General features: G+C 61.2%; 18 protein-coding genes and 1 pseudogene. 13 read left to right on the plus strand and 6 right to left on the minus strand.

Annotated features, from left to right (window positions below; genetic code table 11):
- Positions 1–53: 53 nt before the first annotated feature.
- The 6 genes from AC3IT6_RS15760 to tpx form a co-directional block, all read right to left on the minus strand.
- Positions 54–2,171, minus strand: coding sequence for a putative bifunctional diguanylate cyclase/phosphodiesterase (locus AC3IT6_RS15760; RefSeq protein ID WP_489350953.1), 2,118 nt, complete (start codon positions 2,169–2,171; stop codon positions 54–56).
- 233 nt (positions 2,172–2,404) lie between these two features.
- Positions 2,405–3,886 (minus strand): efflux transporter outer membrane subunit, encoded by a 1,482-nt coding sequence (locus tag AC3IT6_RS15765; protein WP_489350955.1) that lies wholly within the window; start codon positions 3,884–3,886, stop codon positions 2,405–2,407.
- Positions 3,883–6,990, minus strand: a complete 3,108-nt coding sequence (locus tag AC3IT6_RS15770; RefSeq protein WP_489350957.1) for an efflux RND transporter permease subunit — start codon at positions 6,988–6,990, stop codon at positions 3,883–3,885. Before AC3IT6_RS15770 ends, AC3IT6_RS15765 begins: the two co-directional genes overlap by 4 nt.
- Before the next feature lie 118 nt (positions 6,991–7,108).
- A complete protein-coding gene (locus AC3IT6_RS15775; protein ID WP_489350959.1) occupies positions 7,109–10,204 on the minus strand; it encodes an MdtB/MuxB family multidrug efflux RND transporter permease subunit in 3,096 nt (1,031 codons plus the stop codon).
- Positions 10,201–11,517, minus strand: a complete 1,317-nt coding sequence (locus AC3IT6_RS15780; RefSeq protein WP_489350961.1) for an MdtA/MuxA family multidrug efflux RND transporter periplasmic adaptor subunit — start codon at positions 11,515–11,517, stop codon at positions 10,201–10,203. Before AC3IT6_RS15780 ends, AC3IT6_RS15775 begins: the two co-directional genes overlap by 4 nt.
- A 177-nt stretch (positions 11,518–11,694) precedes the next feature.
- The gene (gene tpx / locus AC3IT6_RS15785; RefSeq protein ID WP_056727540.1) at positions 11,695–12,195 is read right to left on the minus strand and encodes a thiol peroxidase; all 501 of its coding nucleotides are present in this window, start codon (positions 12,193–12,195) and stop codon (positions 11,695–11,697) included.
- A 409-nt stretch (positions 12,196–12,604) separates the two neighbouring features.
- Between tpx and AC3IT6_RS15790 the strand changes: the two genes are divergently transcribed.
- The 13 genes and pseudogenes from AC3IT6_RS15790 (at position 12,605) to AC3IT6_RS15850 (ending at position 26,996) form a co-directional block, all read left to right on the plus strand.
- A complete protein-coding gene (locus AC3IT6_RS15790; protein ID WP_489350964.1) occupies positions 12,605–13,030 on the plus strand; it encodes a YciI family protein in 426 nt (141 codons plus the stop codon).
- 364 nt (positions 13,031–13,394) lie between these two features.
- Positions 13,395–13,847, plus strand: a pseudogene (locus tag AC3IT6_RS15795) (hypothetical protein); the annotation flags it as partial.
- Positions 13,848–13,950: 103 nt separating this feature from the next.
- Positions 13,951–15,402, plus strand: a complete 1,452-nt coding sequence (locus AC3IT6_RS15800; protein WP_489350966.1) for a DUF1254 domain-containing protein — start codon at positions 13,951–13,953, stop codon at positions 15,400–15,402.
- Positions 15,403–15,428: 26 nt separating this feature from the next.
- Positions 15,429–16,826 (plus strand): DUF1254 domain-containing protein, encoded by a 1,398-nt coding sequence (locus AC3IT6_RS15805; protein ID WP_489350968.1) that lies wholly within the window; start codon positions 15,429–15,431, stop codon positions 16,824–16,826.
- A gap of 15 nt (positions 16,827–16,841) precedes the next feature.
- Positions 16,842–17,789 carry a SphA family protein gene (locus AC3IT6_RS15810; protein WP_489350970.1) on the plus strand — a complete coding sequence of 316 codons (948 nt, stop codon included), beginning with the start codon at positions 16,842–16,844 and terminating at the stop codon, positions 17,787–17,789.
- An 8-nt stretch (positions 17,790–17,797) separates the two neighbouring features.
- On the plus strand, positions 17,798–18,778 hold the full coding sequence (locus AC3IT6_RS15815) for an AAA family ATPase (RefSeq protein ID WP_489350972.1): 981 nt from the start codon (positions 17,798–17,800) through the stop codon (positions 18,776–18,778).
- Positions 18,778–19,722 (plus strand): DUF58 domain-containing protein, encoded by a 945-nt coding sequence (locus AC3IT6_RS15820; RefSeq protein ID WP_489350974.1) that lies wholly within the window; start codon positions 18,778–18,780, stop codon positions 19,720–19,722. The genes AC3IT6_RS15815 and AC3IT6_RS15820 overlap by 1 nt, the downstream gene beginning before the upstream one ends.
- A complete protein-coding gene (locus AC3IT6_RS15825; protein ID WP_489350976.1) occupies positions 19,719–20,330 on the plus strand; it encodes a DUF4381 domain-containing protein in 612 nt (203 codons plus the stop codon). Before AC3IT6_RS15820 ends, AC3IT6_RS15825 begins: the two co-directional genes overlap by 4 nt.
- Positions 20,317–21,309, plus strand: a complete 993-nt coding sequence (locus AC3IT6_RS15830; RefSeq protein WP_489350978.1) for a vWA domain-containing protein — start codon at positions 20,317–20,319, stop codon at positions 21,307–21,309. The genes AC3IT6_RS15825 and AC3IT6_RS15830 overlap by 14 nt, the downstream gene beginning before the upstream one ends.
- 1 nt (position 21,310) lies before the next feature.
- Positions 21,311–22,891 carry a VWA domain-containing protein gene (locus AC3IT6_RS15835; RefSeq protein ID WP_489350980.1) on the plus strand — a complete coding sequence of 527 codons (1,581 nt, stop codon included), beginning with the start codon at positions 21,311–21,313 and terminating at the stop codon, positions 22,889–22,891.
- Positions 22,888–24,315 (plus strand): BatD family protein, encoded by a 1,428-nt coding sequence (locus tag AC3IT6_RS15840; protein WP_489350982.1) that lies wholly within the window; start codon positions 22,888–22,890, stop codon positions 24,313–24,315. The genes AC3IT6_RS15835 and AC3IT6_RS15840 overlap by 4 nt, the downstream gene beginning before the upstream one ends.
- Complete coding sequence (locus AC3IT6_RS15845) at positions 24,312–25,340, plus strand: HAD family hydrolase (RefSeq protein WP_489350984.1); 1,029 nt, start codon at positions 24,312–24,314, stop codon at positions 25,338–25,340. Before AC3IT6_RS15840 ends, AC3IT6_RS15845 begins: the two co-directional genes overlap by 4 nt.
- Positions 25,341–25,415: 75 nt before the next feature.
- Positions 25,416–26,996, plus strand: coding sequence for an arylsulfatase (locus AC3IT6_RS15850; RefSeq protein ID WP_489350986.1), 1,581 nt, complete (start codon positions 25,416–25,418; stop codon positions 26,994–26,996).
- Position 26,997: the final 1 nt, after the last annotated feature.

Consider the following 26,997-nt stretch of genomic DNA (forward strand, 5'->3'; position numbering starts at 1 on the left):
CGGGGGCTAGAATAACCGCCATTGGCGGTTTTTGCATGGCTTCACATCAGCTGTCATGTCATCGACATCTCGCGCCCGGCACTGGCTTTCAACTGCTCGACCAATTGCTCCCCGCGATGGATTTCCACCATGAAACCTGCGGCCGGCAGCGGATGCCCCAGCAGGTAACCCTGCAACGAATCGCAGCCGAGTTGAGTCAGGAAGTCCTGCTGCACCCCCGTTTCCACGCCTTCGGCGACGATACGCAACCCCAGCGCCTGGCCGAGGGCGACGATGGCCGAAACGATGGCGGCGTCATCGCTGTCGTGCTCCAGGTCGCGGACAAAACCGCGGTCGATCTTCAGCTCGTTAGCCGGCAGGCGCTTGAGGTACATCAAGCTCGAATAACCAGTGCCAAAATCGTCGATGGACAGGTCGACGCCCATTTCCGACAGTTCCTGCAGCACCGTCATGCTCGCATCGGCATCGCTCATGGCCGTGGTTTCAGTAATTTCCAGGGTCAGGCTGTTGGCCGGCAGATGGTGCGTCGCCAGGGCCTTGGCGACGCTCTGGACCAGCCCGGCATGGCAAAACTGAATGGCCGACAGGTTCACCGCGATGCGCCAATCGGTGTAGCCCAGCACGTACCACTCGCGCATCTGGCGGCAGGCTTCGTTGAGCACCCACTCGCCGATTGGAATGATCAGACCGGTCTTTTCCGCCATTTCGATGAATTTGTCCGGCAACAGCATCCCTTGCGTCGGGTGCTCCCAGCGCAACAAGGCCTCGGCGCCCACTGGCCGACCATTGGTGGCGTCGAACTTGGGCTGGTAATGCAGGCTGAATTCCTGATGTTCCACGGCATTGCGCAGGTCCTGCAGCAATTGCAGCTGTTTGCGGGCGTTACTGTTCATCGAGACATCGAAAAAGCTGTAGCCGTTTTTACCCGCGCCCTTGGCGTGATACATCGCTGCGTCGGCGTTCATCAGCAATTCTTGGGCGGACTGCCCGTTACCCGGGTAGAGCGCGATGCCGACGCTGGCGGAAATGTGCAAATCATGTTCGGCAACCCGGAACGCTCGCGCGATCAACCCGACCTGATGGGCCGCGAGGTTCAAGGCATCGATCTGTTCGCTCAATTGCACCAGCAACACGAACTCATCGCCGCCGATCCGCGCCAGGGTGTCCTGGCTGCGCAAGTCTTCGCGCAGGCGCACGGCGACTTCGCGCAACAGCAGATCACCCATGTGGTGGCCGAAGGCATCGTTGACCGGTTTGAAGCCGTCCAGGTCGATGAACATCAGGGCAAAGCACCCCCCTTCTTCCCGGACCCGCGACATGGCCTGATCGATTCGATCGGCGAGCAGCGTCCGGTTCGGCAACCCGGTGAGGGTGTCGTGCAGGGCCAGTTGGGTCAGTTCACGGTTGGCCTCGGTCAGCGACTGGGCCAGGCTCGCGGTGCGAGCCTCCAGGCGTGCATCGAGGATCGAGGTCAGCAAGGCAATGCTCAGCACCGCCAACGTGGTGATCAGCACCAGGTTGTCCAGGCCATTGCCGCTCAATCCATTGGCCGCTGCGCCACAAAAACTGCCGTCGGCAAAGCGCGCGGCGGCCATCCCGGTGTAGTGCATGCCGACGATGGCGATGCCCATGATCACGGCGGCGCCACCACGGATCAGGCGGACATAAGGCGTGTGCTGGCGCAGACGGAATGCGATCCACAATGCTGCGCCCGATGCACCGACCGCAATCAGCAGCGAGGCGCCAAACAGCGTCGGGTCGTAGTCGATGCCCGGTTGCATGCGCATGGCGGCCATGCCGGTGTAGTGCATCGCGCTGATGCCCGCGCCCATGACCAACGCGCCAAAGGCCAGTTGCCAGGCCGGCAATTGCGGTTGGCTGACCAGCCACAGCGCAAAGCCGCTGGAGAGCACGCCGATCAGCAGCGACAACAGGGTGATCGTGCCGTCGTACCCCAGGTCGATCGGCAACTTGAACGCGAGCATGCCGATAAAGTGCATCGACCAGATGCCGATGCCCATGGCAATGGCCCCGCCCGCGGTCCACAAATGCACGGCGCGGCCTTTGGCGGTGGCAATGCGTCCGGTCAGGTCGAGTGCGGTGTAGGAGGCGAGAATCGCTACACAGAGCGAAATGATGACCAGGGTGGGGGAATAGCTACCGATGAGCATGGGGACTTCTCGCGAATGCCCCCTTGTTAATGGCTTTCATTCTTGGGTGGGGGCAAATGCGGCGATTGTACTGATTCCAAATGAGAACGCACCCACAAAATGAGCAAAGGGCCACCAGTCCGATGAAACGCTTGTTTTAAGGTTTTACATTAACTCGCTTCAAGTTGCTGGCGCCATTAAACCTGTGGGAGCGAGCTTGCTCCCACAGGGATTGCAGCGTGCGTTAGATTGCACTATCGGTTTTCGCTCACCTGAAGCTGCCCATCCCAGCCACCCCCCAACGCGGCAATCAATTGCACGCTGGCTATCAAGCGGCTTTGCAACAGGTCCAGGTTGCTGCGCTCATTGCTCAGTGCCGCCGCCTGGGTCACCACCACATCGATGTACGCGATCAAGCCGGCCTTGTACTGGTTCTGGGTCAGGCGCAACGATTCACGGGCGGCGTCCAGTGCCTGTTGGCGCACGACGGCTTCGTCCTGAAGCACCTTGAGCTGCACCAGGAAGTTTTCCACTTCGCGAAAGCCGTCCAGCACGGTCTGGCGATACTTGGCCACCGTTTCGTCATAGGCCGCTTCACTGCGGTCGACTTCCGCCGAGCGCTGGCCGCCGTCGAACAGGGTCATGGCCAATTGCGGTCCGACCGACCAGAAGCGGTTCGGCAGGCTGATCCAATTGGAATAGGTGCTGCTGCTGTAACCGCCGTTCATGTTCAATGTCAGGTCGGGGTAATAGGCGGCCTTGGCCACGCCGATGTTGGCGTTGGCGGCCATCACCGAGCGCTCGGCGGAAGCGATATCCGGGCGACGCTCCAGCAACTGCGAAGGCAGTGCCTGCGGTACTTGCGGCAACTGCGGAATGTCCTGGCTTTCCGCCAGGCTGAATTCTGCCGGTGGCAAGCCGATCAGCACGGCAATGGCGTTCTCGAACTGGGCGCGTTGCCAGATCAGGTCGATCATATCGGCTTCGGTGCCTTTTAGCTGTGTCTGGGCCTGGGCCACCGCGTCCTTGCCCGATACGCCTGCGCGGTACTGGTTCTCGGTCATTTTCAACGAACGCTGATAAGCCTCGACCGTGTCCTGGAGCAAGCGTTTCTGGCCATCGATCACGCGCAGTTGCAGGTAATTCTGCACCAGTTCCGACTGTTGACTCAGGCGCATCGCGGCCAGATCGGCAAAGCTTGCCTGGGCATTGGCGGTGTCGGCTTCGAGGCCGCGGCGCAGCTTGCCCCATACGTCCGCTTCCCAACTGACGCCCGCCTGGGCCGAGTACGTGTCACGAATACCGCTGGACGAACTGCTCAGGCTGGAGTTGCTGCTGCCGGTGCCCTGGCTTGAACGGTTCTTGCTGACGTTCAGGTCCACCGTCGGGAAAAACGCCCCGCGTGCGCTGCGCACCAAGGCCTGGGCCTGACGGTACTGCGCCTCGGACTGGGCGACGGTCTGGTTGGCGCTGTTGAGCTTTTCGATCAGTTCATTGAGCTGCCGGTCGCCATACAACTCCCACCACGCACCACGCGCCAGGGCATCGCTCGGATTGGCCTGACGCCAGCCCTCTGCGGCCTTGTACTGCGCAGGCTCCGCGGTTTGCGGGCGCTGGTAGTCCGGGCCGACGGCGCAGGCACTGAGCATCGCCACGCACAGTGACAGGCTCAACACACGCGAGCCTCGAGCCGTGATCAGCGGTGCAGCCAGGTTGAAAAGCGAACGTTCAGTCATAGCGGAGTTTCCAGAGCAGCATCGGTACGCACCCCACGCCATTTATTGAAGCGATGGCGCAGTTTGTCGAGATAGAGGTAAACCACCGGGGTGGTGTAAAGCGTCAGCACCTGGCTGAAGATCAGCCCGCCGATGATGGTCAGGCCCAGCGGCTGGCGCATTTCCGCCCCTTCGGCACGGCTCAGCAGCAACGGCAAGGCACCGAGGATCGCCGCCAGGGTGGTCATCAGAATAGGTCGCAAACGTTGCAGGCAGGCGCTGCGAATCGATTCCAGCGGTGCCATGCCCTGGTGTCGCTCCAACTGCAACGCCAGGTCGATCATCAGGATGGCGTTTTTCTTCACTACCCCAATCAGCAGGAACAACCCGAGCAACGAGATCAGGCTGAATTCGCCACCCAGCACATAGATCGACAGCAACGCCCCGACCCCGGCTGACGGCAAGGTCGAGAGGATCGTCAGCGGGTGGATGTAGCTTTCATACAACACACCCAATACCAGATACACCGCCACCAGTGCCCCCAGAATCATCCACGGCTGACTTTTTTGAGTCGCCGCGAAAGCGTTGGCTGTGCCGGCCATTTTCGCGATCACGTCTTCCGGCAGGCCGACCTTGGCAATCGCTCGTTCAATGGCGGCACTGCCCTGCTCCACCGTCACGCCTTCAGCCATGTCGAAGGCAATGCTTTCCGAAGCAAACTGGCCTTCGTGGCTGACCCGGTCGTTTTCCAGGCTGTTTTCGTAATGGGCGATGGTCGACAGCGGGATCCGCGCGCCATCAGCGGTGATCACCTGGACTTGCTTGAGGGTGATCGGGTCCTGGGCGTATTTCGGATTGACCTCCATCACCACCTGATACTGGTTGAGGCTGTCGTAGATGGTCGATATCTGCCGCTGGCTGTAGGCGTTGTTCAGCACTGCCGTGACCATGTCCATGTCGACACCCAGGCGCTTGGCCTGGTCACGGTCGACGATCAGGGTCACTTGCCGCGCGCCCCGGCCTTCCCGCGCATCGATCGCCGTCAGCTCCGGCAAGGCCCTGAGCGCGGTGACGACTTTCGGATACCACTGGCGCAAGGCACCCAGATCCCCGCTCTGCAGGATGTACGAGTATTGCGAGGTGGTCTGCTCGCGGCCGCCACCGAATTGCAGGTCCTGGTCCGCCATGAGCATCAGTTGCGCACCGGGAACCTTGGGCATCTCCTTGCGCAGGCGTTCGATGACTTTCTGTGCGGAAATGTTGCGTTCCTTGATCGGCTTCAGGCGCACCAGCATGAAGGCGTTGTTGGTGCCGTTGTTGCCGCCAATGAAGCCGGCGACGCTTTCTACCGCCTCGTCCTTCAACACCGCCCGGCGGAAAATCTCCATCTTCGGCTGCATCACACTGAACGACAGGCCGTCGTCGCCGCGCACGAAGCCGATCAGCTGGCCGGTATCCTGTTGCGGCAAAAACGTTTTAGGAACAACAACGTACAGCGCAATGTTCACACCAATTGTCACGAATAGACTGAGCAAGGTCAGACGCTTGTGGCGCAGCACCCAGTCGAGGCTGGTGGCGTATTTGCCGACCATCCAGTCGTTGGTCCGCCGGCTCCAGCATTGCAGGCGGTTCTCCTGCCCTGGCGTGTGTGGCTTGAGCCAGCGGGCGCAGAGCATAGGGGTCAGGGTCAACGACACTACCAGCGAGACCACGATGGCCGCCGCCAGGGTGATGGAGAATTCGCGGAACAGGCTTTCAATGATCCCGCCCATGAACAGGATCGACAGGAACACCGCCACCAGCGACACGTTCATCGACAGCAAGGTAAAACCGACTTCCTGGGCACCCAGGTACGCAGCCCGCATCGGCCGCACGCCTTCGTCGATGTGCCGGGAAATGTTCTCCAGCACCACGATGGCATCGTCCACCACCAGCCCGGTGGCCAGGATCAGCGCCATCAGCGACAGGTTGTTCAGCGAAAAGCCGTAGAGGTACATCACGGCAAAGGTGCCGACCAGCGACACCGGCACCGCCAGGGTCGGGATCAGCGAAGCGCGGAAGTTACCGAGAAACAGGAACACCACCAGAATCACCAGCGCCACGGCGATCAGCAGGGTCATTTCCGCTTCGTGCAACGTGGCCTTGATCACTGGCGAGCGGTCCATGGCCAGGTTCAGCTTGACGCTGGCCGGCAGCACCGCCTGCAACGCCGGCAACTGCGCCTTGATCTCGTTGACCGTCTCGATGATGTTGGCGCCGGCCTGGCGGTTGATCACCAGCAGCACCGCCGCGTCATCGTTGAAGAATCCGCTGTTGTAGCGGTCCTCGACGCCATCGCTGACCTTGGCCACATCCTTCAGGCGCAGGGCTGCGCCGCCGTTGTAGTGGATGATCAGCGACTCGTAGTCCTTGGCTTTTTCCAGCTGGTCGTTGGCCTGGACCTGCCACAGCCGCTGATCGTCTTCCACCGAGCCCTTGGGCCGGCGCACGTTGGCATTGGCGATGGTGTTGCGCACATCGTCCAGGGCCACGCCGTACTGGTTCAGCGACTGCGGTTCGAGTTCGATACGCACCGCCGGCAACGAACTGCCGCCGATCTGCACCTCGCCGACGCCCTGCACCTGGGACAGGCTCTGGGACAGAATCGTCGAGGCCAGGTCATAGAGCTGGCCTTTTTCCAGCACATCCGACGTCAGCGACAGCACCATGATCGGCGCCTGGGACGGGTTGACCTTCTTGTAGGTCGGCATGCTGCGCATCCCGCTCGGCAGCAGGGTGCGCGAGGCATTGATGGCCGCCTGCACTTCCCGCGCCGCGCCATTGATGTCGCGGTCCAGGTCGAATTGCAGGATCACCCGGGTCGAACCCTGGCTTGAGCGGCTGCTCATGGTGTTGACCCCGGCAATGCTGCCGAAGGAGCGCTCCAAAGGCGTGGCCACGGTCGACGCCATCACCTCGGGGCTGGCCCCGGGCAGGCTGGCCTGGACCACGATCACCGGAAAGTCCATTTGCGGCAGCGGCGACACGGGCAGCAAACCGAAGCTCACGCCGCCCAGCAGCATGATTGCCAGGCTCAGCAACATGGTCGCCACCGGGCGCTTGATGAAAGGTCCCGATAGATTCATCGATGACGGCCCCCTGTGGGAGCGGGCTTGCTCGCGAAGAGGGCCTTGCATTCAACATCCCTGTCGACTGACCGGACGCCTTCGCGAGCAAGCCCGCTCCCACAGGTTATGCAGGCCGTCATACCGCCGTCTCCTGAGCGCCGGTCTTGCCAAAGCGGCGTCCCAACCTATCGAAATACAGGTAGATCACAGGCGTGGTGAACAGCGTCAGAATCTGACTCAGCAACAGGCCGCCGACCATCACCAGACCCAGCGGCTGGCGCAGTTCCGCGCCGGAACCGGTAGCCAGCATCAACGGCACGGCACCGAACAGCGCGGCCAGGGTGGTCATCAGGATCGGCCGGAAACGCAGCAAGGCCGCCTGATAGATCGCCGTTTGCGGGTCCATGCCCTGGTTGCGCTCGGCGTCGAGGGCGAAGTCGATCATCATGATCGCGTTCTTCTTCACGATGCCGATCAGCAGAATGATGCCGATGATCGCGATCATGCCCAGGTCGTTGCCGCTGAGGATCAACGCCAGCAAGGCGCCCACCGCCGCCGAGGGCAAGGTCGAGAGAATGGTGATCGGGTGGATATAGCTCTCGTAGAGCACGCCCAGCACGATGTACATGGTCACCACCGCCGCCAGAATCAGCAGCAAGGTGCTCGACAACGAAGCCTGGAAAGCCTCCGCCGCGCCCTGGAACTGGGTCTGCACGCCAATCGGCATGCCGATGTCCTTCTGCACCTGCTCGATGATCTCGACCGCATGCCCCAGTGCCACGCCGGGCGCCAGGTTGAAGGACATCATCACCGCCGGGAACTGGCCGATATGGGTGATTGCCAGTTGCGCCTGGCGCTCTTCGATATGCGCCAGGCTGGACAGGCGCACCTGCCCGCCATCGGTGGTCTTGACATGAATCTGGTTCAACGCATCCGGGCCGATCTTCTCGCCGGACTGCGATTGCAGCACCACGCGGTACTGACTGGCCTGGGTGTAGATCGTGGAAATCTGCCGCTGACCAAAGGCGTCGTACAGCGCATCGGTGATGTTCGACACCGACACACCGACCCGCGACGCCGCATCGCGGTCGATCACCAGATAGACCTGCAAGCCCTTGTCCTGCAAATCGCTGGCGACGTCGGTCAACTCCGGCCGGTCGGCCAAGGCCTCCACCAGACGCCCGCTCCACAGGCTCAGCAACGCCGGGTCCGGCGACGACATGCTGAACTGGTACTGCGTGCGGCTGACCCGGTCTTCGATGGTCAGGTCCTGCACCGGCTGCATGAACAGGCGGATGCCGACCAGTTTGTCCAGTTCCGGCTGCAGCCGGGCAATCACTTGCGTGGCGCTCAGGTCGCGGTTGTGGTGCGACTTGAGGTTGATCAGCAACCGACCGCTGTTGAGGGTCGAGTTGTCGCCATCCACGCCAATGTAGGAGGACAGGCTCTCGACCGCCGGGTCGGCCAGGATGACCTTGGCCAGTTCCTGCTGGCGCTCGCTCATGGCGGCGAAGGAAATCGATTGCGGCGCTTCGGAAATGCCCTGGATGACGCCGGTGTCCTGCACCGGGAAGAAACCCTTGGGCACCACCATGTAGAGGAATACCGTCAGCGCTAATGTGCCAATGGCCACCATCAAGGTCAGTGGCTGGTGCTTGAGCACCCACTGCAACTTGCGTCCGTAGGCGGCGATCATCCAGTCGATGAACGCGCCGCTGGCACGGTAGAAGCGGCCCTGCTCTGCTTCCTTGGGTTCACGCTTGAGCAACCGCGCGCACATCATCGGCGTCAGGGTCAGGGAAACCACCAGGGAAATCAGGATCGCCACCGCCAGGGTGATGGCGAATTCGCGGAACAAGCGCCCTACCACGTCCGCCATGAACAGCAGCGGGATCAGCACGGCGATCAGCGATAACGTCAGGGAGATCAGGGTGAAGCCGATCTGCCTGGCGCCCTTGAGCGCTGCGTTCAGAGGGCTGTCGCCTTCTTCGATGAATCGGGAAATGTTCTCCAGCATGACGATCGCGTCGTCCACCACGAAACCGGTGGCGATGGTCAGGGCCATCAGGGTCAGGTTGTTGACCGAGAACCCGGCCAGGTACATCACGCCGAACGTACCGATCAGCGACAGCGGCACGGCCACCGAAGGAATGATCGTGGCGCTGGCACGACGCAGGAACAGGAAGGTGACCATGACCACCAGGGCGATGGCGATCAGCAATTCGTGCTGCACGTCCTTGACCGAGGCGCGGATGGTCTGGGTGCGGTCGGTCAGCACCACCACGTCGAGACCGGCCGGCAGGTTGTCGGTGATGCTCGGCAGCAGAGCCTTGATCCGGTCCACCACCTCGATCACGTTGGCGCCGGGCTGACGCTGGATGTTCAGCAGCACGGCCTGGTTCTCGTTAGCCCACGCAGCGAGTCGCTCGTTCTCGGCGCCGTCGACGATTTCTGCGACGTCCTTGAGGCGCAACGGTGCGCCATTGGCGTAGGCCAGGATCAGGTTGGCGTAGTCCTTGGGCGACGTCAGTTGATCGTTGGCATCGAGCATCGAGACCCGGGTCGGGCCGTCGAAGTTGCCCTTGGGCTGGTTGACGTTGGAGGCGCCGATCAGGGTACGCACGTCCGACAGGTTCAAGCCATTGGCCGCCAGGGCTTCCGGATTGACCTTGATGCGCACGGCCTGGCGTTGGCCACCGGCAATGCTGACCATGCCGACGCCGCTGATCTGGGCAATCTTCTGCGCCATGCGCGTATCGACCAGGTCATTGAGCTTGGGCAGCAGCATGGTCTTGGAGGTGATGGCAAGGGTCAGCACCGGCGTATCGGCCGGATTGACCTTGTTGTACACCGGCGGTGCCGGCAGGTCCTTGGGCAACAGGTTGGTCGCCGCGTTGATCGCTGCCTGCACTTGCTGCTCGGCCACGTCCATGTTGATGTCGAGGCTGAACCGCAGGGTCAGTACTGACGCGCCGCCGGAACTGGTGGAAGCCATTTGCGTCAGGCCGGGCATCTGCCCGAATTGCCGCTCAAGCGGCGCGGTCACTGCGCTGGTCATGACATCCGGGCTGGCGCCGGGGTACAGGGTCATGACGCGAATGGTCGGGTAGTCGACCTGGGGCAATGCCGACACCGGTAACAATCGATAAGCGATGACGCCGGCCAGGATAATCGCCAGCATGCTCAGCGTGGTGGCTACCGGGCGAAGGATGAACAGCCGCGAGAGATTCATGCGCCGCCCTTTTTCGCCTTGTCGGTGGTCGCAGGCTCAGCCGCGTTGACCGCCGACTTGCCTTGCAGGTGTTCGGTTGGCGTGGTCGGCACGTCCTGGCTGTCGTTGACCACCTCCACGTCGCTGCCGTCCTTCAGCCGGTCGGTGCCTTCCAACACGACCCGATCGCCTGCCGACAGGCCTTCGGTGACCACGGTGTTCACGCCGTCACTGGCGCCGACTTTCAACTGACGGATCTTGACCTTCTTGTCACCGTCCAGGGCATAGGCGAACGTGCCGTTGGTGCCGAACTGGATCGCGGCGGAAGGCGCCAGTACTACGTCTTTGAGGGTGTCGGCCAGCAGGCGCACGTTGACAAACTGGTTGGGGAACAGCGACTGGTCGCGGTTCTCGTAACGAGCCTTGAACTTCAGGGTGCCAGTGGTGACGTCGATCTGGTTGTCCAGGCTCTGCAGCACGCCAGTGGCTTGCAATTTGGTATCACCGCGATCCCAGGCTTCAGCCGGCAACTTTGCGCCACTGCGATAACGGGCCAGCACGGTGTCGAGGCTGTTTTCAGGGAGGGTGAAGGCCACGCTGATCGGTTGGGTCTGGGTGATGATCGCCAATGCTGTGGTGTCGTTGGCCGCGACCAGGTTGCCGACGTCCAGTTGACGCAGGCCGACGCGACCGGTGATCGGTGCGCGGATCCGGGTGAATTCGAGGTTGAGCTTGGCGTCGTTGACCGCCGCCTGATTGGTCTTGACCGTGCCCTGGAACTGACCGACCAGCGCTTCGGCGGTGTCCAGGGTCTGCTTGGCAATACTGTCTTCGCGGTACAGGCCGCGATAGCGCTCGACGTCGACCTGGGCGTTTTTCAGCTGCGCCTGATTCTGCAGCAAGGTGCCCTCGGCCTGGAGCAAGGCATTCTGGTAAGGGCGCGGGTCGATTTCGGCCAGCAGGTCGCCGGCCTTGACCATCTGCCCTTCTTCGAAATAGATCTTGACCAACTCGCCGCCGACGCGGCTGCGGACATTGATGGTGTTCAGCGCCGTGACCGTGCCCAGCGCCTTGAAATACAGCGGGAAATCACCCTTGACCGCCGGCGCCACTCGCACCGGTACCGGCCCGGACGCGCCACCGAATCCAGGGCGCATTCCGCCTGACCTGCCGGTTTGCCCGGCGACGGCTTTCTGCCCCGCAGCCTCCTTGGGTGCAGCGCTGCCGGGCCAGAATTTCCAGCACAGGGCGGCGATGACCAACAGGACAAGCAGGCCGAACAGCCAGCGACGGGGACTACGGGAAGCGGAGGATTGCATTGAGTGATCAACCATTGGGCGCGTGGGCTTTTTTACATGAGGCTGAACGATAAGCACTGGCGGGTTTTAAGCAAAGCGCCTTTACCGGCAATTTACCTTCGGCTTACGTAACAGGAGTTTTGTGTAAGACACTGAAGCACAAATGAAAACGGCCTGGACAGAGCCAGGCCGTTAATAAGTGTAATGCCGAGCTTATTTCAGAACAGCAAGTGCCGCTTCATAGTTCGGTTCGTCAGCGATTTCGCCAACCAGTTCGCTGTGCAGCACGTTGTCGTTTTCGTCCAGAACCACCACAGCACGGGCGGTCAGGCCTTTGAGCGGGCCGTCGGCGATGGCCACGCCGTAGTTCTCGATGAACTCGGCACCGCGCAGGGTCGACAGGTTTTGTACGTTTTCCAGGCCTTCGGCGCCGCAGAAACGGGCTTGGGCGAACGGCAGGTCAGCGGAGATGCACAGAACAACGGTGTTCGCCACGTCGCTGGCCTTGGCATTGAACTGGCGCACGGAAGTGGCACACGTCGGGGTATCAACGCTTGGGAAGATGTTCAGCACTTTGCGCTTGCCGGCAAAGTCTTTCAGGGTGACGTCGGACAGATTGCCGGCAACCAGGGAAAAGGCTGGCGCCTTGGAACCGGCTTGTGGCAGTTGGCCGTTGACTTGAACCGGGTTGCCTTTAAGAGTGACTTGAGCCATGAACGGAGTCCTTCTGAACGTTGTGGTGGAGAATTTTGACGAGGCCGAAGTTAACCACGAAATTGTCCTACGACCTATGGTCAAACATAAATTGTCATGTAACAGCGCACAAAACTGGATACAACCCACAATCCTGTGGGAGCGGGCTTGCTCGCGAAAGCGCAATGTCATTCAACATCGCTGGCGTTTGATCTGACGCCATCGCGAGCAAGCTCGCTCCCACAGGGTTCGTGTGTTAGCCGAACAAGTCGGCAAAAGTACAGAGTACGCTCTCACCCGCCGCAACCCGATGTTCATGACGAAAGGCACGCGACACGTCATCGACGAAAACTTTTTTAACACTCTGTCGAATTGCTCCACCGTCGTTCGACTATAAATCGAGCCACTCAACTGCAACGGAGACGAGACCATGCGATTCATGATCATCATCAAGGCCAGCCAGGATTCCGAAGCCGGCGTCATGCCCAGCCAGGAACTGCTGACGGCCATGGGCAACTACAACGAAGAACTGGTCAAGGCCGGCATCATGCTCGCGGGCGAAGGCCTGCACCCGAGCAGCAAAGGTGCTCGTATAAAGTTTTCAGGAGACAAGCGCTCGGTGATCGACGGTCCCTTCATCGAAACCAAGGAACTGATTGCCGGTTTCTGGTTGTGGAAAGTGAAGTCCAAAGAAGAAGCCATCGAATGGGTCAAGCGCTGCCCCAACCCGATGCCCGGCACCGAGGCCGAGATCGAGATTCGGCAGGTGTTTGAAGCCGACGATTTCGGTGCCGAGTTCACACCTGAACTGCGTGAGCAGGAAGAGCGGGTTTGGGAGCAGGCGAAGAAGAACTGACGTTGACTGAACCGGCTATTGCTCCAGTTTCCTGTGGAAGCGAGCCTGCTCGTGAAGTGGTCGTCACATTCAACACTTATATTGACTGACAGGCCGCCTTCGCGAGCAGGCTCGCTCACACATTGACTAGATAGCAGCTTAACTTGCTGGAACAACCCTTTGATCTGTATTAACTTTTTAGTACACAAAACCAACAAAAATCTACATGCAAAACGAAAGAATTAAGCCATTCAACTGGATAACCCGTGGTTAGCTGCTAACTTCATCCGACGAGTCCTACAGGCTTGATCGGAAAGGGATTACGCAGTTACGGCCAAACATAACGGCCGTATGCCCAATCAGCCACCAGGGAACCGGGGGAATAATGTCTAAGAAATTGGGGAAGTACGCCTTTGTCTGGGTGACTTCGCTCGCACCTGCTTTTTGTGCTCACGCGGATAACGCCGAGACGGCCAACAAAAGCAACAACCCGCTGAACCTGGCGCCCGGCGTCAACCTTCAGGATTACTTCACCCCCAAGCTGTTCGATACCAACGCTCACACCAATGATGCGCTGCTGCGCAGCACCCTTCCGATGGCGGCCAATGACGTCATAGGCGTCCCGCAGTTGCTGCGCGTCACACTCCCCGTCAGCACCCGTCCCGATCCGCATAACGGTTACAGCACCGACATCGGCGACCTGAACGTGTTTGATATTTTCCTGCTCAAGACCGAAGGCGTGCAGTTGGGCGTCGGCCCGCAAATCACTGCGCCGACCGCCGGGCAGGACGAATCGGGGACTGGAAAATGGCAGGCCGGACTGTCCGCCATCGCCATCGCCATCGACTCCTCGCCACGCGTCGACCGCAAAGGCGACGGCTTGCCGCAATTCACGCTGTACGCCGGCATCAACGTCACCTTAGCTAAATAAGGACTTTAAAATGAACGTTGCCCTTCGCGCAGCCGGCTTCAGCCTGATGACCATGTTCGTCAGCTGCGGCGTGGGCGCCCAGGAACTTGATACCCGCATCGGCAAAATTGCCATGGAAGGCGAACTGCCAGCCCACGAGTCGATCGCCAGGCTCTACGCCGAACTGGATTTCCAGCAGGCCACCCAGAGTTATCTGTGGGCTTTGCCACTGGTGTCCTACGCCCAGTGGCAGGAGGAATTCCGCGACAAACTGGGTGCCCATAACGGCGACCTGATGGTGCTCAACAGTTACGAAGACAAGCTCGGGGTGATCACGGCCAACGCCACCACGCCGTACATCCTCGGGTTTGTCGATCTCAACGAAACCGGGCCGCTGGTGATTGAACTACCATCTGGCCCGACTGCTGGTGGCGTGGGCGATTTCTGGCAGCGGGCGATCATCGACATGGGCCAGACCGGCCCGGACAAAGGCAAGGGCGGCAAGTACCTGGTATTGCCACCGGGTGCCGAGCCGCCAGCGGATGCCCATAAATACTACCTGGCCAAATCCGAAACCATGAATGTGCTGGTGGGCTTTCGCGTGCTGGATCCAGATCCGGCCAAGGGCAAGGCGCTGGTCGAGCAGTTCAAGATGTACCCGTATGCCAAGCGAGCGGAACCTGCCAAAACCAGACTGCTGTCTCCCGGTGGTAAAGCCTGGTCCGGCACCCAGCCTCGTGGCCTGGCGTACTGGCAGCGCTTGCACCAGATCATCCAGAAGGAACCTGTCAACGAGCGCGACCGTTTCTACATGGCCATGCTGGCCAGCCTGGGCATCGAGAAGGACAAGCCGTTCAACCCCAATGACAAGCAACGCGCGGCCCTGGAACAGGGTGCACAGGTCGGTGAACTGATCGCCAAGGCCAACACCTTCGCCAAGCGTTTCCCCAATGCCCAATTCTGGCCGGACCGGCAATGGGACAGCGTGCTGAACATCGCCGATCCGTCCCAGCGCGTGGCCTATTACGACCAGTTGTGGGAACGCAGCGCCTGGTTCTACGAGGCAGTGACCAACACCAAAGGCATGGTCTCGAAAACCCCGGGGCTGGGCCAGACCTACCTCGGCGCCTACACCGACAGCAAGGGCAACTGGCTCGACGGCGGCAAAAGCTATCGCCTGCATGTCGGCGCCAACCCGCCGGCCAGGCAGTTCTGGTCGATGACCGTATACGACATCGACAGCCGCTGCCTGATCGACAACCCGCAGCGCAAGGCCGACCTGTCGTCCCGTCAGGACTTGAAGAAAAACGCCGACGGATCGGTGGACCTGTACTTCGGCCCGACCGCGCCAGAAGGTTTCGAAGACAACTGGGTGCAAACCCTGCCGGGCAAACACTGGTTCAGCTACTTCCGTCTGTATGCGCCGACAGAAGCCTATTTCGACAAGAGCTGGAAACTCGACGACATCACGGCTGTGCAATGACGCCGAACGTTCAATAAGGGATGTATATGAATCACCGCATTTTGTTCACCGGCCTTGCGCTGACCCTCAGCACCGGCGCCTGGGCCGATTTCACCGCCACCCCGGAGGAAGCCCGGGCCATTGCCAGGGAAGCCTACCTGTACGGCTTCCCGGTGGTGGAGATGTACAAGACGCTCTACACCCAGGCCGTGGACAAGAAGAGCCCTAACTTCAAGGCGCCGTTCAACCAGATCGGCAACACGGCCAAGGCCTTCACCGCCAAGGACACCGCGTTTGTCACGCCGAACGCCGACACGCCCTACTCCTTTGTCTGGATGGATTTGCGCGCCGAACCACTGGTACTGACCCTGCCGCCCATCGAAGAGCATCGTTACTACTCGGTGCAACTGATCGACGCCTATACGCAGAACTTTGCCTACCTGGGCACCCGCAGCACCGGCAACAACGGCGGGCATTTCATGATTGCCGGGCCCAACTGGCAGGGCCAGCAACCGCTGAACATCGACCGTTTGCTGCGCAGTGAAAGCAACATCGCCTATGCGCTGTTTCGCACACAACTGTTCGATGAGAAGGATCTGGCCAAGGTCAAGCAGATCCAGAAGGGCTACAAGGTTGAAACCCTGAGTCATTACGACAAACACAAAGCGCCGGTTGCCGCACCGAAGATCGACTGGCCAAAACCCACGCCGACCATGAGCGAAACCCCGGACCTGTTCCGCTACCTGAATTTCATGCTGGCGTTCGCTCCGGCCCAGGACGTGGAAAAGGACCTGTTGGCGCGCTTCGCCAGGATCGGTATCGAGGCCGGCAAGCCTTTCAATGTGAATACACTCAGCGCCGAGCAGCGCAAGGCGCTTGAAGACGGGATCAGCGATGCCAAGGCCGGGTTTGCCGAGTTCAAGAAAACCAAAGTCGATACCCACGAGGTCACCAGCGGTGATTTCTTCGGCACCCGCGATCACCTCAAGGGCAATTACCTGTACCGCTATGCCGGCGCCAACATGGGGATTTTCGGCAACTCCGCCGAAGAGGCGAACTACATCGGTTATTTCGTCGACAAGAACGGCAAACCGGTCGACGCCTCGAAAAACGACTACACCCTGCATTTCGACAAGGGCGCCCTGCCCCCGGCCGATGCGTTCTGGTCCCTGACCCTGTACGACGGCAAGAACAAGCTGCTGGTGGCCAACCTGCTCAATCGCTACCTGATCAACTCGCGCATGCTGCCTGACCTGAAGCTCGATGCGGATGGCGGCCTGACTCTTTATGTGCAGCACAAGGCGCCGGCCCAAGACCTGCAAAGCAATTGGCTGCCGGCACCGAACGGACCGTTCTACGGGATATTGCGCCTGTATTTGCCAAAACCGGAAGTCAGCAACGGCGAATGGAAAATGCCGCTGTTGAACCCCGTCACTCAAAAATAACAAGTGGAGTCAGTCATGATCAGGCCTTTCGTAGTGCGCCCCCTGTTGGCGCTGTGCATGGTCAGCGGCAGTCCGTTGGTACTGGCGACCGAGGGTGGTGTCGGCCGGCCGATTACCGGCCAGCAAGTGTTCTCCAATGCCGGGATCGTGCCCCCGGAGCCGGGTTGGGTCATGTCCCTGACCAGCATCTGGTATGACGGCGATCTCAAGGGCAACGCCCAGGTGCCGATCGTCGGTGCCCTGAGTACCGGGCTGGACATGAAAGTGTCCTACACCATGGCCAACTTCACCCATGTCTGGGACACCGGCAAGGGTCGCTGGAATTACGCCTCGGCCATTGGCGTGCCGGTGCAGTACACCGACATCACCGCGAGTATCACCGGCCCTCGCGGCAGAACCCTGGGCACCTCGGACACCGGCACCCAGTTCGCCGACATGCTGGTGACGCCGATTGCCGCCGGCTATCACTTCGACGAACTCAACCACATCGCGTTCTCGCTGCCGATCTACCTGCCCACCGGTGCCTACAACGACGACCGCCTGGCCAACCCCGGGCAGAACAACTACACCTTCATGCCGACCGTGGCGTTCACTCATCTGGACGGCAAGGGCGGCGAATTCACGCTGTCGAGCGGCCTGGAGTTCTACACCGAGAACGACGCCACCGATTATCGCAACGGCAACATCTACACCCTCGATGCGCTGTGGACCCACGGCTTTGGCAACGGATGGAACGCCGGTATCGCCGCCGGTTACATCCAGCAGATCACCGATGACTCGGGGTCCGGCGCCGACAGCGGCTTCCGTGGGCGCTCCGTGGGTGCCGGCCCGACAGTGGGCTGGACCGGCAAGTTCGCCGACGCCCAGGCCAACTTCAATGCGCGCTGGGTGCCGGAGTTCGACACCAAGAACCGCCCTGAGGGCAATGGATTCAGCGTCAACATGACCCTGGCATTTTTCTAGGAGACCGCATGAGCGCACTCAACGACCTCAACGCCCTGCAAGCCAGCATCGCCGAAACGGTGCTCGGCCAGGACCAGGTGATCCGGCAGATGCTCGTCGGTTTGCTCGCCAACGGGCATTTGCTCCTCGAAAGCCTGCCCGGCCTGGCCAAGACCCGCACGGTCAAATCACTGGCCAAACACCTGGACGCGAAGATGAGCCGCATCCAGTTCACCCCGGACTTGCTGCCATCGGACATCACCGGCGCCGAGGTGCTGCATCAGGTCGAAGGCAAGAACGAAATCCGCTTCCAGCCAGGTCCCCTGTTCGGCAACCTGATCCTCGCCGACGAAATCAACCGTGCGCCGGCCAAGGTCCAGGCGGCGTTGCTCGAAGCCATGGAAGAACGCCAGATCACCGTGGCCGGCAACAGCCATGCGCTGCCGGAACTGTTCATCGTGGTCGCCACCCAGAACCCGATCGAGCAGGAAGGCACGTACCCGCTGCCGGAAGCGCAGATGGACCGCTTCCTGATGAAAGTGCTGCTCGATTACCCGAGCGCAGAAAACGAAAGCCAGGTGCTGCGCCTGCTGCGCGACGAAGAACAGGCCCTCGGCGCCAAAATCGCTGCCGTGCAGGGTTTCTCCCTGTCTCAGGACGTGGTGTTCGCCGCGCGCCGTGAAGTCAGTGCCGTGCATGTCTCCCCGGCCATCGACCGCTACCTGATCGACCTGATCAATGCCACTCGCCACCCGGCCGATTACGACGCCGACCTCGGACGCTGGATCAGCATCGGCGCCAGCCCCCGAGGCGGCATCGGCCTGGACCGCTGCGCCCGGGCCGACGCCTGGTTGCAGGGCCAGGATTTCGTTTCTCCGGACAACGTCCGCGCCGTGGTGCACCCGGTGCTGCGCCATCGCCTGCAATTGAGCTACGACGCAGTGGCCGACGGCGTGAGCGCCGATCAGGTGCTCGACCGCCTGCTCGATAAAGTGGCGATTCCTGCCTGATGTCCATGAACAGCGCCGACGGCCTGGTGTATGTCTCTCTGGCGCAACTGATGGCCCTGGAGTTCAAGGCCCGTGACCTGAGTTTTCTGGCGCGTCAGCCCCAGGGCAGCATCCTGGCCGGCAACCACGCTTCGCGTTTGCGTGGCCGGGGCCTGAACTTCGATGAACTGCGGCGCTATCAGCCGGGGGACGATTTGCGTCACCTCGACTGGCGCGCGTCCCTGCGTACCGGCAAACCGGTGGTACGGACATTCACCGAAGAGCGCGACCGCCCGGCGCTGATCCTCGTAGACCAGCGCATGTCGATGTTCTTTGGCTCGCAACGCAGCTTCAAATCCTCCGTCGCCGCCGAACTCGGCGCCCTGGCCGCGTGGATGGTGTTCAACGCCGGCGACCGCGTCGGTGGGCTGGTCTTCAACGATCAACGCATCGACAGCGTCGCCCCGCTGCGCAGCCGCAAACGGATCGAAGCGCTGTGCAGCCGCATCGCCCAGCAGAACCAGGCACTCAATGCCGCCAACCCGGACGCCGAAGGCGAAGACCAACTCGACAAGGTCCTGCAGCACTGCCTGGCCGTGGCCGGTCACGATCACCTGATCTGCATCGTCAGCGACTTCGCCGGGGCCGGCGAACGCACCTTGCAACTGATGCGGCAACTGGCGGCGCACAACGATGTGATTGCCATGCAGGTGTACGACCCGCTGGCGCTTAACCTGCCGAAAAACGGCCGTGTGCTGGTCACCCAGGGGCAATTGCAGGTGGAACTGGCGGTGGATCGGCAACAGGTGCATCAGCCGCTCGGGGATTTTCTCAGCGGGCGGCTCAAGGACGTCGCGACCTTGCTGCGCCGCAGCCAGGTGCCGTTGATGATGTTCAGTACTGCCACAGAAGCCCACGAACAACTGCGTGCCGAACTGGGCAAGTTTACCGGAGGGCGCCGATGAACCCCGCTATCCCGAGCATCGACCAACTCAAGGAAATGGCACTGCCGGCGCCGGTCAGTTATGCACCGCAAACCTGGGGTTGGTGGACGTTGCTGGCGCTGTTGATCGTTACGCTGGTAGTGCTTGGTGCGCGGCGATACTGGCAATGGCGGCGCGATCGTTATCGGCGCGAGGCGTTGGTGCGGTTGGAGGAATTGCAGCAACGCAGTAGTGACCTGAGTGCGTTGCGCGAGCTTCCCGAATTGCTCAAGCGGGTCGCGATCTCTATGCCATCCTTTACCTGGAATACATTCCCTGTGGGAGCGGGCTTGCTCGCGAAGGCGTCCTGTCAGTCGACATCAATATTGAATGCAATGGCCTCTTCGCGAGCAAGTCGAATCGTCGCACCGCCGCTCCCACAGGGATCTCCTGCGGCGTTAGGAAATGAGGACTGGCAGGTGTTTTTGCAGCGGCACATTGAACAGCCCCTACCCGCCGACTTCAGCCAACAACTGTCGCTACTGGCCTACGCCCCCGACGCAACATTGCGGGCCATGCCCACTGAACAGCGCCAACAGCTGTTCAGCACCTGCAAAAACTGGGTCGAGCGTCATCATGTGGCAACTTGATTACCCCTGGCTGCTGATCCTGCTGCCGCTGCCGTGGTTCGGCTATCGCTACCTGCCCGATTACCGTGAAGCGCGCAGCGCCGTGCGTGTTCCGTTTTTCGCGGCGATGAGCCGTGCTGTCGGCCAGGCCCCGAGCCAGGCCGGCACCCGCAGCAACCGCTGGCAGTTGCTCCTGAACCTGCTGGTCTGGACGCTGCTGCTGGTGGCGGCGAGTCGGCCGGTTTTGGTGGAAAAACCCATCGAACACCAGCAGCCGGTGCGCGACCTGATGTTGGCCATCGACATTTCCCAGTCGATGGAAACCACCGATTTCACCGACGCCAACGGCCAGAAAATCAATCGCCTGGCCGCGGTCAAGGAAGTGGTGCACGGGTTCATCGACAAACGTAAAGACGATCGGATTGGACTGATCGTGTTCGGCACCGGTGCCTATCCGCAGGCGCCGTTGACCCTCGACCACGCGAGCCTGTCACTGCTGCTGGACGACACCGGCATCGGCATGGCCGGCCCCAACACCGCCATCGGCGACGCCATCGGCCTGAGCCTGAAACTGCTGGATCAGGCCCACGAGCAGGAAAAAGTGCTGATCCTGCTCACCGACGGCAATGACACCAGCAGCGCCATTACCCCGGATCACGCGGCCGCCATGGCCGCGGCCAAAGGTGTGGTGATTCACACCATCGGCATTGGCGATCCGAATGCCGAGGGCGAAGCCAAGGTCAACCTGCAAGGCTTGCAGGACATTGCCCAGGCCACGGGCGGACGCTTCTTCCGCGCCGAAGACCGCAATGCCCTGGATCAGGTCTACAGCACCCTCGACAAACTCACCCCGCATCAGGTGAAAACCCTCAGCCACCAGCCCAAACGCGATCTCTTCTGGTGGCCGCTGGGCGCGGCCATTGCCCTGTTGGCGATTTATCACTTGGGCGCCCTGCTGCTTCCACGGCTGATGCTCGCCCGTCAACGGCAGGAGGTCTGACATGGACATCAATCTCGGCGACTTCCATTTCCTGCGCCCCCTGTGGCTGTTGCTCGCGCTGCTCGGCGCATTGCTGCCGTTGCTGTGGCGGCGCAACCAGGACCTGCAACGGCGCTTGCGCAGCAACATCGCCGTGCACCTGCTGCCGCATCTGCTGATCACCCCGCAGGACCGGCAACGCCTGCGTCCGGTGAATCTGGTGTCTGCGCTGCTGGTGCTGGGCGCCATCGCCGCCGCCGGGCCGACCTGGGAACAGGATCGGCCGGACTTTCTGGAAAACCGTGCGCCGCTGATCATCGCCGTCGACCTGTCGCCCTCCATGGACGCCAGCGATGTTCCCCCCAGTCGCCTGGAAGCGGTCAAGCACAAGCTCCACGACTTGATCCAGCGCCGCGCCGGTTCACGCAACGCCTTGATTGCCTACGCCGGCAGCGCGCACCTGGTGTTGCCCGCCACCGACGATCCGGCGCTGCTCGATACGTTCATTCAGGCCCTGAGCACCGACCTGATCAACAAACCGGGGAAAAATGTCAGCGCGGTCATCGATCAGGCCAAGCGCCTGCTCGCCGCCGAGAAAACACCCGGCACCCTGCTGCTGATCACCGATGGCGCCGACACCTCGGCACTGGCCGGGTTGGACAAGCAACTGGCGGACAGTGCGCTGCAAGTGCTGATACTGGCGGCTGGCAGCAGCGACGGCGGGATCATCCGCGATGCCAGCGGCCAGCCACGCACCGACAGTAACGGTCGCCCGCAAATGGGCAGCTTCGATCAGAACGCCCTCAAGCAGCTTGCATCATCGATGGATGCCCCGCTGGGCAGCCTGACCCTCAACGATGACGACCTGGACTGGATCGAACTGCACGCCGAGCAGCACTTCCAGTCAGCCAGTGACGAACAGCGCGAACTGCACTGGAAAGACGCCGGTTACTGGCTGTGCTGGCCGCTGTTGCTGATCGCCTTCTTCAGCGTGCGCAGGGGCTGGAGCCTGAACTGGATGGCCGGACTATTGCTGGCGATGGGACTGGGCCTGCAACCGGCGTCGGCACAAGCCAACGCGCTGACCGATGCCTTTTTCACCCGCGACCAGCAAGGTCGCTGGGCCTTCGAACACGAGCACTACCCTCAGGCGGCGGCGCTGTTTGTCGATCCGTACTGGAAGGGCGTGGCCGCCTACAACGCGGCCGATTTCGACCTGGCACTGGCCAGCTTCGCGCGGCTCGACACACCGCAGGCGTATTTCTACCTGGGCAATATCTACGTGCGCCGCTTCAAGTTCGATCAGGCCATCGCTGCGTATCACCAGGCGCTGAAATTGCAGCCGCAGTTCCCGCAAGCCTCGGCCAACCTGGCCCTGGCCATTGCCTTGCAAAAAGACACCGAAAGCGCCGAGAAAAACACGCCAGAGGTCAAACCCGACGAAATCAAGATGGACAAGGCACCGGGTAAAGGCCAAAGCAAAAAAGTCGAGACCCAGCAAGCGGCCTCGGATGAGCAATGGTTGCAGAACCTCACCACATCGCCGGCGAAATTCCTCAAGCAGAAATTCAGTCTGAAGGATCAGGCGGGGGCTAAACCATGATCAGCCTGAAACTCCGAGTCGCGGCCTTCGCGAGCAAGCCCGCTCCCACATTTGATCCAGGCTCACCACAAATCCCCTGTGGGAGCGGGCTTGCTCGCGAAAGGGCCCGACCACTCACTACAAAATTCGGCGCCCTGCTCATTGGCCTGATCAGCCTCAACACATTCGCCGCCGACCCAAAACTGAAAGTCCAGGCCTCCCTGCAACCCACCACCCAAGTCATGGTTGGCAGCCTGGTCGAGTTGCAACTCGATGTCTTCACCGACACCTGGTTCACCAGCGCCCCCACCCTGCCCGACCTGAAACTGCCCGGTGCCTTGGTGATGCCACCGGACGGCCATGCCCAGCACATCAATCAGACCTTCGACGGCCAATCCTTCAGCGGCATGCGCTACAGCTACCTGATCACCCCGAACCTGGCCCAGGGCTTCGACATTCCGGCACTGACGGTACAAGCCACACCGGGTCAGGCCAGCCACGCACTCAGCGCCCAAAGCCAGCCTTTGCATTTCAACGCCGCGCAACCACCCGGGTTCCAGCCCGGTGAGGCGGTGCTGGTGGCGCAAGGGCTGCGGTTTACCCAGAAGACCATCCATTCGGCCACGCCGCTGAAGGTCGGTGACAGCATCACCCGGGAACTGACCTTGCAGGCCGACGGTGCCCTGGCCATGTCACTGCCCACACCGACGCTGGACGACATCAAGGGCCTGAGCCGCTACCCGAAAGCGCCGCAAATCCGCAATCTGGATGACGGTCGCGGCAACTTCAATGGCGGCCAGCGCATCGACAGCGTGACTTACCGAATCGACCAGGAAGGCCACTACAGCCTGCCATCCGTCGAACTGAAATGGTGGGATGCCAGCAGCCAGCAAACCCGCACGGCCACGGTGCCTGCCGTGACCTTCGACGCGGCGGCCAACAGCGCCTACAAGCCGGTGTTTTCCATCACCGAAGACCTGAAAAAACTCGGCCAGCAGAATCGCCTGCACCTTTCCGGGCACTGGTTCGGACTATTGGCACTGGTGTTGGCGGTGGTGGCACTCGGCTGGTTCAGTCGCCCGCTCGTACGCCGCGCGCACCTCAAGTGGCAAGCCCGACGCCGCGCCCGACACGCCGCCTGGCTCGAGTCCGCCGACTACGCCTGGCGGCAGATCCCGGCACAAATCGAAGGCAAACCGACGCAACTCAGCGCCCTGTACCTGTGGACCCGGCGCAGCCGCCACGGCCTGAAACTGACCGGTCTCGGCCCGCGCCTGCAAACCTTCCTTCGGGCCTGCTATGGCCGCGAACCGGACAAAGAGCAGGCCCTGCGTCAAATCAGGGAATCCTTGTCTACGCTGCATAGTCAGGCCGGACGCAACAGAGAATCAGTCGTCTCTGCTCTTCACCCTCTCAACCCCGTTCACGAGAAGGACTTCCCATGACGAATCCGATATCGCTGCGCCATCATCGTGCATTGAGTTTCCTGCTGACCCTGGCCTTGAGCCTGCCGCTGCTGGCGCAGGCCGCCGAGCCGCTGCCCTCGTGGAACGACGGGCCGTCGAAAAAGCAAATCATCGAGTTCGTGCAGGCGGTCACCGATCAAAACAGCAAGGACTTCGTAAAACCCGAGGAGCGCATTGCCGTGTTCGATAACGACGGCACCTTGTGGAGCGAGCAGCCGATGTACTTCGAGTTGCTGTTCGCCCTGGAAGAAGTCAAGCGCACCGCGCCGCAGCACCCGGAATGGAAAACCACCCAGCCCTTCCAGGCGGTGCTGGAAAACGATCACAAGGCCCTGGCTGCCAGCGGCCTTGAGGGCATGATGAAAATTTTCGGCGCCACCCACACCGGGATGACCACCGAAGCCTTCGATGACTACGCCAAGACCTGGCTGACCCAGGCCCGCCATCCGAAAACCGGCAAGCCGTACACCGAGATGATCTTCCAGCCGATGCTGGAAATGCTCGACTACCTGCGTGGCAAGGACTTCAAGACCTACATCGTCTCCGGCGGCGACACCGGGTTCATGCGCGCCTTCGCCGAGAAGGTCTATGGCGTTCCGCCCGAGCAGGTTATCGGCACGACCTTCGTTACCACCTTTGATTACAAGGATGGCAAGGCGTCGATCCTGCGCACGCCGAAACTGGCCCACAACGACGACGGCCCGGGCAAACCGGTCAGCATCGACGCGGTGATCGGGCGCCGGCCAATCCTCGCCTTCGGCAACTCCGACGGCGACCTGCAAATGCTCCAGTGGACCGCCGCCGGCCCCGGCAAACGCTTCATGGGGCTGGTGCATCACACCGACGCCAAACGTGAATGGGCATACGACCGGCAGTCGCAGATCGGTCGTCTGGACAAAGCCCTGGACGAAGCAAACAAACGCGGCTGGACGGTCGTCGACATGGCGTCCGAATGGCGTCGGATCTACCCGTTCGATGCCGCCACACCCGGGCAAGTGCAATAAAAAAAGACGTAATGCAGGACCGCAATAAACGTTTGTCGCAGTACGCGACGCAAGTGGGCATAAGGAGCCAGTCAGATGACTCGCATACGTAAGTGGATACCGAAACTCGCCTTTGTGGCAGCGTCGGTCATGGCAATTTCGGCAACTGCCGCGGCCGCCGAAAAACCCAACATTCTCGTGATCTTCGGCGACGATATCGGCCAGACCAACATCAGCGCCTATTCCATGGGTGTGGTCGGCTACAAGACTCCGAACATCGACCGCATCGCCAAAGAAGGCATGATGTTCACCGACTATTACGCGGAGAACAGTTGCACGGCCGGACGGTCATCGTTTATCACTGGCCAGACACCATTGCGCACCGGCTTGTCGAAAGTCGGCATCCCGGGTGCTCCGGTGGGTTTGCAAAAGCGTGACATCACCATTGCCCAGGCGCTGAAGTCCCAGGGCTATGCGACCGGTCAGTTCGGCAAGAACCACTTGGGCGACAAGGATGAATACCTGCCGACCAACCACGGTTTCGACGAGTTCTTCGGCAACCTGTACCACCTCAACGCCGAAGAAGAGCCTGAGCGCCCGTACTGGCCCAAGGACGACGCTGCCTTCGTCAAGGCCAACACCCCGCGTGGCGTGATCCACAGCTTCGCTGACGGCAAGATCGAAGACACCGGCCCGCTGAACACCAAGCGCATGGAAACCATCGACGACGAAACCACCGCCGCGGCCCAAGCGTTCATCGAGAAGCAGGCCAAGGCGGACAAGCCGTTCTTCGTCTGGATGAACACCACCCGCATGCACTTGTTCACCCACGTGCGCGAGTCGATGAAGGGCCAGAGCGGCATGCCCGGCAACGATTACGCCGATGGCATGCTCGAGCACGACGGCGACGTCGGCAAACTGCTGAAAACCCTCGACGACCTGAAAATCACCGACAACACCATCGTCGTCTACACCACCGACAACGGCCCGAACCAGTTCTCCTGGCCGGACGCGGCGACCACGCCGTTCCGTAACGAGAAGAACTCCAACTGGGAAGGTGCCTACCGGGTGCCGGCGATGATTCGCTGGCCTGGCAAGATCAAGCCGGGTGAAGTGTCCAACGAGATGTTCTCGGGGCTTGACTGGTTCCCGACCTTGCTCGCGGCGGCAGGTGATGCCGAAGTGAAGGACAAACTGCTCAAGGGCTGGGCTCCAACGTCTGGCGGCAGCAATTTCAAGGTTCACCTGGACGGCTACAACCAAATGCCTTACCTGACCGGCCAACAGCCTAAAGGCGAGCGCAAGGAGTTCTACTACTTCAACGACGACGGCATGCTGGTATCGATGCGTTTCGACAACTGGAAAGCGGTGTTCTGCGAGCAGCGCGCACCGGGCGGTTTCAAGGTCTGGAGCGAGCCGTTCGTATGCCTGCGCGTACCGAAGATCTTCAACCTGCGCATGGACCCGTATGAACGTGCCGACGTGGTTTCCGATCAGTATTACGATTGGCAAACCAAGAACGTCTACCTGGCTGCGGTTGCCGTGGGCAAATCGGCGGCATTCCTGCAAACCTTCATCGACTATCCACCTAGCCAGAAACCGGCCAGCTTCAGCATCGACCAGGTCCGTGCTGCGGTAGACGCCAAAATCGCTGAAAAAATGAAAGCTGCACAGTAAG

This window comes from Pseudomonas sp. KH_017, from assembly GCF_057840285.1.